Annotated in this window: 7 protein-coding genes; 6 read left to right on the top strand and 1 reads right to left on the bottom strand. The window is 39.1% G+C overall.

The window, feature by feature from the left end:
• Positions 1-276 precede the first annotated feature (276 nt).
• Positions 277-1,476, bottom strand: a complete 1,200-nt coding sequence (locus tag IE222_RS25890; RefSeq protein ID WP_223282904.1) for a CynX/NimT family MFS transporter — start codon at positions 1,474-1,476, stop codon at positions 277-279.
• Between the two features lie 281 nt (positions 1,477-1,757).
• On the opposite strand from IE222_RS25890, the gene IE222_RS25885 reads away from it, so the two are divergent.
• From IE222_RS25885 to IE222_RS25860, 6 genes are all read left to right on the top strand, one after another.
• Positions 1,758-2,105, top strand: coding sequence for a hypothetical protein (locus IE222_RS25885; RefSeq protein ID WP_191277267.1), 348 nt, complete (start codon positions 1,758-1,760; stop codon positions 2,103-2,105).
• A gap of 252 nt (positions 2,106-2,357) precedes the next feature.
• The gene (locus IE222_RS25880; RefSeq protein WP_191277266.1) at positions 2,358-3,692 is read left to right on the top strand and encodes a YheC/YheD family endospore coat-associated protein; all 1,335 of its coding nucleotides are present in this window, start codon (positions 2,358-2,360) and stop codon (positions 3,690-3,692) included.
• Positions 3,693-4,171: 479 nt separating this feature from the next.
• Positions 4,172-5,227, top strand: coding sequence for an LLM class flavin-dependent oxidoreductase (locus IE222_RS25875; RefSeq protein WP_223282903.1), 1,056 nt, complete (start codon positions 4,172-4,174; stop codon positions 5,225-5,227).
• A gap of 209 nt (positions 5,228-5,436) precedes the next feature.
• The gene (locus IE222_RS25870) at positions 5,437-5,652 is read left to right on the top strand and encodes a DUF6366 family protein (protein WP_191277265.1); all 216 of its coding nucleotides are present in this window, start codon (positions 5,437-5,439) and stop codon (positions 5,650-5,652) included.
• A 229-nt stretch (positions 5,653-5,881) separates the two neighbouring features.
• Positions 5,882-6,538 (top strand): hypothetical protein, encoded by a 657-nt coding sequence (locus IE222_RS25865; RefSeq protein WP_191277264.1) that lies wholly within the window; start codon positions 5,882-5,884, stop codon positions 6,536-6,538.
• A 226-nt stretch (positions 6,539-6,764) separates the two neighbouring features.
• The gene (locus tag IE222_RS25860) at positions 6,765-8,165 is read left to right on the top strand and encodes an amidohydrolase (RefSeq protein WP_191277263.1); all 1,401 of its coding nucleotides are present in this window, start codon (positions 6,765-6,767) and stop codon (positions 8,163-8,165) included.
• Positions 8,166-8,540 lie beyond the last annotated feature (375 nt).

The raw sequence follows: 8,540 nt of genomic DNA, 5'->3' as shown, positions 1-8,540 counted from the left end.
CGCAGTAGCTCAGTGGTAGAGCTATCGGCTGTTAACCGATCGGTCGTAGGTTCGAATCCTACCTGCGGAGCCATACATATGATATCTCAAAACTAATCCAACCTTCGGATTAGTTTTTTTATTGTCCATGAATTATTTTTATACCGAAATGTACTGTTTAACAATGTAACAGCCCCCATAAAAAGCAGTATGGCGTGTATTGTAGAAATACCCTAATAAAAAAAACAGGGGAAGAATTCACAAGTAATCCTTCCTCTGTTTTTTCAAAATGCTCCATCATACATATTTATTCCTGCCAGATAACATCCCGAATACCATAACAATTACACAGATAATGATGAGGCTTATAAGCGGTGTCGCCCAGGAATGGGTATAGTCATATAAGTACCCAATAAATAAAGGACCAATGGCTGCTAAAATATAACCGGTGGACTGTGCCATCCCTGATAATGCCGCTGCTTGGCTGGCGTTTCTAGTGCGGAGTCCAATATAGCTAAGAGCTAATGGAAAGCTCCCACCTAGTGCAATTCCTATAAAAATAATACTAATAATTATTATAGAATGGGATGTGCCTATCAGTAATCCTGCATAACCGACTATTGCACTCATGCTAAGTATGAAGGCAAGCCATATTTGTGAACGAAGACGTCCAGCCCAAACAGGGATTAAGAAACTAGCAGGTAATCCCATTAATTGGCTGAAGGAAAGCATCCAGCCGGCTGTCTCTGTACTCATTCCGTGACTATGTACAATCTCAGGTAACCAAGAAACCGTTACATAAAATAGAAGGGATTGAAATCCCATGAATATGGCGATTTGCCATGACAATGGTGAACGCCAGATCGATTTCGTGCTGGAATGATATTTTTGTCTTGCATGATGATTCTTTTGGCTGAATTTTTGAAGAAAAAACCACACCACAATACCAACAGCAGCTGGAATTCCCCAGACGATTTGGGCTCCCTGCCAGCCAAGGTTTAATCCCTCTGCTAAAGGAACACTGACTCCTGATGCTAAGGAAGCAATCAAACCCATGGAAGTGGAGTACACACTTGTCATTAGACCAAATTTTTCTGGGAACTTATCCTTAACAATTGCAGGTAAAAGAACATTTCCAATCGCAATGCCCACCCCAGCTAGAAGAGTCCCGGTATAAAGAAAAAATGTCAGCGGGAAGGAACGAATACCGATTCCAACTAAAATCGAGATTAACCCTAATAATAGGGTCTTCTCATTTGAGATCCGACTTGCAATGTTTGGAACAATAGGAGACATGATAGCAAAGACAATTAACGGCAAACTCATTAATAATCCTGCACTCCAATGGGCAAGTCCAACATCTTCCTGAATCATTCCAATTAACGGTCCCAGTGATGTAATCGCTGGCCGCAAATTAAACGCTGTCAGAACAATTCCTGTAATTAGCAAAAAGATATATGTCGATTTTGTAAATGCGTACGTTTTTTGTAACTCCACAACAGAACTCCCCTCTAATAAAACAAACCTAATACAGTATATCATATGTTTGTTTGAAGCTTTTATAAGGTTGCTTAGAATGGCACTCTTCGCTGCTGATAAATTCATCATAATTTTAAATATTTACTGAAATTAATTTCGAATTGATATGAAGACTTGTTGTCTGTTTTACGAAAAACAAAAGGAAAGAATTTTAATGTATGTGGACAAGGGTCGGTACTTTCTTGCTTCATAAAAATAAGATAATACATTAATTAACATTTACAGAAAGGAATGATGAAATGGGACTTAGATGTTTATGCGACGTTTCAGTGGCCTTATGCCCGGAAATTGGACTAGTTGGCTTTAATAATACGGTGGAGTTTCTTGTGAATGTCACTGGGCTCTGTGAGAATTGCACGGCTACATGCAGCCTTTCTAATTCTGGTACATGCACGTTAACCTCTACTGATGTGTCAACACCGTCTGAAAGTATACCAGTGGGACCAGGTGAAACATTGGTAACTGCCAATGTAATTATTCAAGAGTGTCCAATTACTGTAACTTTAACTGTTACCTGCCTTGATGAATTTGGTAGAATCACATGTACGGAATCAGCAGATTGTCCAATTAGTAATTGTGTTGCCTAAACTAGCTGCAGGCATGTGCGCAAAGTTTTAAAAATGTATCCAGACATTAATGACGGGAAACACGCTGAATGAACGCAGCGTGTTTTTTATCTTTATGTAAACTATTCCGATGAAGTTGATTCTTTATGGAAAGAGATCTTATGTTTAATTATGAAGGTTGTCTAAAACAATAGCTTAACCTTGTATAATTGTCTATGCATTTTCTTCAAAGCATCATATGCTGAGATATATCCTTGGAAGAGTTGGTGGAAAATGTATATTAAATGGATTGCTGAAACAAGTCAGATCCAGTTGTCTCAAAAAACCGCAATAGAGCATAATATTTCCTCCGGCAAAATGTCATTTCAATTTGGTTCTTGGAGTCAGGAGATAAAAATACAGATTCGCAGTGACTTCCCAGATGAAATGATTGGTATACCAAAACACTGGAACGATCTATTTACCATTCCAGATACCCTCCCATATGAATTAAAAAAGCATAACATGACCCTTCATTTAGGGCCTGTTATTGCCTTAATTGTTTTTTCTGATGTTAAGGAAATGACAACAGCCAAAATGAATAGCTACCGTACTTATTTTTCGGATTATTCCACTATTAATGGACTTGTCTACCTATGCGCATGGAACACAATCGATACACAAAAAAAGCAAATCAAAGGATTTTATTATGATCCACATGCAACAGAGGCTGCGAAATGCTGGAAACTTGGGACGTTTCCTTTTCCCGGGGCAGCTTATAATCGGACAGATATGCCGAAAAACGTATACGATGATTTGAAAACCATGATGGGAGAACGTATATTTAATAGCTTTTCTCCAGGTTCTTTCAACAAATGGGAGCTTTGGAAACGACTTTCCCCGATTCCCAGCCTTCGCTCACACCTTCCTGAAACTAAGCTTCTAACAGACATACCTGTGCTGAAAAGCATGCTGGAGCAATATGATTCAATTTATTTAAAACCGACAGGCGGAACCCTATCAAGAGGGATCCGGAAGGTTGAGAAAAGTCATAATGGTTATCTTATTACATCTCCCTCTTTTAAAAATCCAATTGGTTCCCAAAAGCAGATAGAAGACGTCAAAAGTCTTCAGCAATGGTTACGCAAGTTGAAAAGTAAGGAATATCTAGCCCAGCAAGCGATCACCATGAAAAGGTATCAAGACCGGCCAATCGATTTTCGAGTGATTATGCAAAAGGATGGAAAGGGAAATTGGAACTGTTCGGGTCTATTTGGCAAGTTTGGAAAAAGCGGCGGTATCATAACAAATTTTTCACGGGCTGGTTTTATCTGCTCTGGAATGAAGACCTTCCAGCTAGCATTCGGTATGAATAAGAAAAATGCGCGAAATAAAGTAGAGGAGCTTAAGAAAATCGCGTTTGAAATTTGTTGTGTATTTGACGAATATGGAAATTATGGTGACCTTGGAATCGATCTGATGGTGGATAAAGATGGAAAGGTGTGGATTCTCGAAGTAAATACGAAAGATACGTATCATCGTTTTCCGCTTCATATGAATAATAAGAAGCTTTATCGAAAAATAGTCACGACACCGTTTCGATACTGCAAGTTTCTGGCGGGGTTTTGATAGGGGAGTTTCATTAAAAATTTCCATTACCCGCTTAGAATGATTTTCCCCTTCCTTTGGGTAAATAGACCTGTGTTCTATATGAGCGATGGGTGGTATAAAATCATGCAACCGATAATTTTGTCCTTCATCGTTCTTATGAAGACCATTTAGCAAAGGTGTTCGAGCGGAAATGTCCTTCATCACGCCTATGAAGGCCAACTAGCACAGGTTTTCCATCTGTTTTGGTCTTCATTGTTCTTATGAAGGCCATTTAGCACAGGGGCTCTATCGGAAATGTCCTTCATCACGCTTCCATCGCGTATCAAAGCGATTTTAATACTTAGAATCTATTATCATCATCCCTTGCCGACTCTATTAAAAATATATCTTTATAAAAACTTTATTCCAAATTAAAATATTTTTAATCCAGTTAATTTAAGAAGTATTTACTCTGTCTATTTTTAATATACTAGAAAAAAACAGGAGAGTATGAATGGATGAATAATAATTCTGGAATGGAAATTGGAATATATACATTAGCGGATTTAGGTCCTGATCCGAATACAGGAAAAACCATCAGCGCCAAGCAGCGGATCGCAGAAATTATCGAAGCGGGAAAGATGGCGGATGTGGCAGGGTTGGACGTATTCGGTGTTGGGGAGCATCATCGTCTTGACTATGCCGTTTCGGCGCCGCCCGTCGTGTTGTCTGCCTTATCACAAGTCACCAAAAGAATTAAACTAACAAGTGCTACAACGGTGTTAAACACCGTTGACCCGGTTCGTTTATTCGAAGATTTTGCAACACTTGATCTTGTATCAAATGGGCGTGCAGAGATCATTGCAGGTCGTGGGGCATTTATCGAATCTTTTCCATTGTTTGGGTTCGACGTTAAACATTATGATGAATTATTTGAAGAAAATATTGAACTTTTTCTGAAGCTAAATGCTAATGAAAAAGTTTCCTGGATCGGCCGGTTTCGGTCCGAATTAAGAAATGCTGATATTGCGCCACGCCCTGTGCAAAAAAATATTCCACTATGGGTTGGGGTTGGAGGCACACCAGAAAGTGCGGCACGTGCGGGAAGATTAGGGACCGGTTTAGCGTTGGCGCTTCTAGGAGGCGATCCCAACAGGATTAAACCGCTGGTCGATATGTATCGACAGGCCGCAACTCAAGCTGGTCATGCTCCTGAAGATTTGAAAGTGAGCGTAACAGGACATGCCTTTATTTCCGAAACAACGCAAGAGGCTAAGGACGAATTCTACCCATATTATTCAAATTATTGGGGTTACGTCAATCGCCAGCGCGGGATGGGGACACGAATGTCTAGAGCAGATTTTGACCAATTGGCAGCACCGGAAACAGCGTTGTTTGTAGGCAGTTCACAGCAAATTACTGAAAAAATACTCCGTCAATATGAGTTGTTTGGCCATCAACGGTTTATTGCGCAAATGGACATAGGCGGTTTGCCATTTAAAAGAGTTGCGGAAAATATTGAACGACTGGCAACAGAGGTAGCACCGGTTATACGGAGAGAAACAAGTAAGTAATAACCACTTAGAGTTTATTGTAATTATTTTTAAAGTCTTTTACTATCTAATATTTTGGCTGTTTTTGTAAAGAATGTTGTTTTTGAAATATAAATTATTTTTATTTCATATAATTTGTAAATATCCCAATAGAAAGCCATTAAGTTAAGAGACGTTTTTCCAAAATTGGTAATTTTATGTTAACATTATAGCAAATAGGGGGTGCTGTAATGTACGAAGACAAAGAAACTCCTAAAAGAAAAAGAGAAAGACTAAGACAAGAAGAATTAAAAAGAAATCCAACTGGAAATTTGAATGATGCATTTAATAGGGGGCAAGCTGGAAACCTTGCTGATTTAGTAGGAAGTATGGGTTGGAAAAGTTTTGGTATTCTTATCCTTGTGATTATAATAGGCGTTGTCTTAGCTTCAATATTCCTTAAGTAAGAAGACCTCTATCTTGAGGTCTTTTAAAACCACTTTTCAAGAATTCAAACGTATTATATCAACCTTCAATTAATCTAGTTAAGAAAGCAACAATCTATGCGACAACAGCCAATATTTTTTAGGTGAAGGTGTGTATCTCCTTTTACTTAATAAAATAGCTTTTACTATCTAGTAATAACCCATTCAAGGTACAATAGAAGATATGAATTTTTCTTCTAGGAGTAGACGAATGGATATTAAAGAGCAAAAGTTATTGAATTATTACTATGAAAAGCTTAGCGGCGGTACATTTGATGAAAAGGATGTCTATGCATTTTTCCATCTAATTCGGAATCAGTGTGATGAAAATAGCTGTATACAGGAGCTTATTGATTTTGTCATGCTGCGGGATCGGTATGAAGGCCGAATTAAGGAAGCCATTTTTGCCTCACAAAAGAAGTTTGAACAAATCGGAAAAACAAAGGCAGCTATACGGATTAACGATGTTTTTTCATTTAAAGAAATAAAAAGCGCACTTAACAAAGCGCTAGAGAATTGTCAGCTGGCAGCCTTAGAAAACGACAAAATCAATGACTTCATCACCTGCCTGATTTCCATTCTGCAGCAGGTCCAGATTATGAAGCAGGAAGACGGTTCTTCTATTTCAAAGGAGATCGGAAAACTGTTTTTTGCCGTTTCCCAAAAACAAATTATTTTAATGGCGGAAATAGAAGTTTCCCAAAACCTCTTCAAGAAAACAAATGTGGTCTTTCCGGTTTTGACGGTCAATAATAACTATGTAGACCTTAAAAAACAAGACCGCTATGATACTCCGTATCTATTTGCTGATCAAGTTGTGGAAATTAAGAATCATGATGGGAAATTGGAGATTGCTATTCCGAATTAAAGTAAATGTCTAGCATTTTGTATGCTGGACATTTTTTGTTTTGCATGATTAATTCATAGAATTTCATTTTCAATATTTATTCATAATTTTTTGTACAGTCTGTTTAACTTTACGAGTGTTATTTGGGTAATTTATACGATGAAAGATTTCCAGGAAAGCTATAATATGGATTTTGAAAGTTTTGTTTATTTTTACATAATTATACTTAAACAAGGAGGAACATTTGATGATTACTGAACAAGAGGGCTTTTCACGTAGAAAATTTATAACCAATGTTGGCATGATTGGAGGTGCCTCTGCTGTTCTTGGCGTTAATGGCGCGATGGACTTATTTTTTCCTGATGAAGTGAGCGCGAATTCTGAGACGGATACTAATATGAAAAAACCCGGAAAAAATAGCACCTACATGCTTTTGAATGTTCGTTTGGAAAGCGGCTACAAACATGAAAATGGGGAAGTCGTTGCAACAGAATCTGTATTACGAAACCTCCAAATTGTGAATGGCAAGATTACCCGAATACTAGATACAAATGCTATTTATAATAAAAATTTTGATTGTTATGATGCAAAAGGTATGCTTTTGCTTCCTTCGTTTAGGGATATGCATATTCATTTGGATAAAACCTATTATGGAGGTCCTTGGAAGGCTGCACATCTTAGAAAAAATGGTATTTTTGATATGATTGAACTAGAGAAGAAGCTTCTGCCTGAGCTTCTGCCAACTGCCCAGGAGCGTGCTGAAAAATTAATAGAGCTGGTTCTCGGTTATGGTACAACGTATGTAAGGAGCCATTGTAATGTGGATCAGGTCATTGGCCTGAAAAATCTAGAGAAATTGAAGAAGGCTTTAGAGAATTATTCAGATAAAATTTCTCATGAAATTGTCGCATTTCCTCAGCATGGTTTATTACTCTCTAATGTTGAAGGATTGATTCGCGAGGCAATGACCCTTGGCGTTACCCATGTCGGAGGATTAGATCCAACCGCAGTGGATGGGAATATGGAAAAATCATTGAATACTATGGTGCAAATTGCCGCCGATTACAAAGCAGGCATTGATATCCACCTGCATGAGGGCGGGGAAACAGGTTTAAAAGCGATACGATATTTGGCTGATTTAACAGAAAGTGCTGGTTTACAGGGCAAAGTGACGATTAGCCACGCATTCTCCCTAGCATCGTTAACGCCGGGAGCTGACATTGAACTAGCAAGCCGCTTAGCATCGTTGGGGATCTCCATTGCCTCATCCGTTCCAATTGGAAAAGGGGTTATGCCGATCCCAATGCTTCAGCAGCAAGGGGTTAACGTCATGCTTGGTAATGACAGCATTACGGATCACTGGGATCCATTCGGAATTGGGGATACATTACAGAAGGCACATCTAGCCGCACAGCTTTATGGCTGGAAACACGAATACACATTATCACGTGCACTATCATTAGCAACAGGCGGAGTTACCCCGTTAGATGAGTCTGGCAGACAGGTTTGGCCAAAGCCGGGGGACGATGCAACGGCTGTACTGGTTCCTGCCAGCTGTTCTGCTGAAGCAGTTGCCCGCCTGCCGAAGCGTGCGGCTGTTCTCCATAAGGGGACTTTGGCTTCGGGGACACTTGAAATAGTTAAGTAAGTTGCAGCTTAATTGATAGAATTTTTATTAGAACTCCTATTGTAGAGGGCATTAAGTTATATCTTCTGCAAGGGAGTTTTTTCTTATAGGAAAAAATAGTCGATTGAAAGGGAAGTATCGGGCGTAGTACACACATTGGAGTGGCTTAATGAACACGAAAACGCGGAAAAACTCCAAATCGGTGCATATAGAGGGGTTCAATGAACACGAGAACGTAGAAAAACTCAAATAGGTGCACATGGAGGGGTTCAATGAACACGAAAACGCGGAAAACCTCCAAATAGGTGCACATGGAGGGGTTCAATGAACACGAGAACGTAGAAAAACTCAAATAGGTGCACATGGAGGGAGTCAATGAACACGAAAACGCGGAAA

The organism is Neobacillus kokaensis, assembly GCF_014656545.1.
In the GTDB taxonomy this organism is placed as follows: Bacteria; Bacillota; Bacilli; order Bacillales; family Cytobacillaceae; genus Neobacillus; species Neobacillus kokaensis.
This window is presented reverse-complemented; position numbering and strand designations above follow the sequence as displayed.

Coding starts and splice junctions, on each gene's coding strand:
- IE222_RS25885 (WP_191277267.1), top strand. CDS start 1,758: ATGGGACTTAGATGTTTATGCGACGTTTCAGTGGCCTTATGCCCGGAA.
- IE222_RS25880 (WP_191277266.1), top strand. CDS start 2,358: ATGTATATTAAATGGATTGCTGAAACAAGTCAGATCCAGTTGTCTCAA.
- IE222_RS25875 (WP_223282903.1), top strand. CDS start 4,172: ATGAATAATAATTCTGGAATGGAAATTGGAATATATACATTAGCGGAT.
- IE222_RS25870 (WP_191277265.1), top strand. CDS start 5,437: ATGTACGAAGACAAAGAAACTCCTAAAAGAAAAAGAGAAAGACTAAGA.
- IE222_RS25865 (WP_191277264.1), top strand. CDS start 5,882: ATGGATATTAAAGAGCAAAAGTTATTGAATTATTACTATGAAAAGCTT.
- IE222_RS25860 (WP_191277263.1), top strand. CDS start 6,765: ATGATTACTGAACAAGAGGGCTTTTCACGTAGAAAATTTATAACCAAT.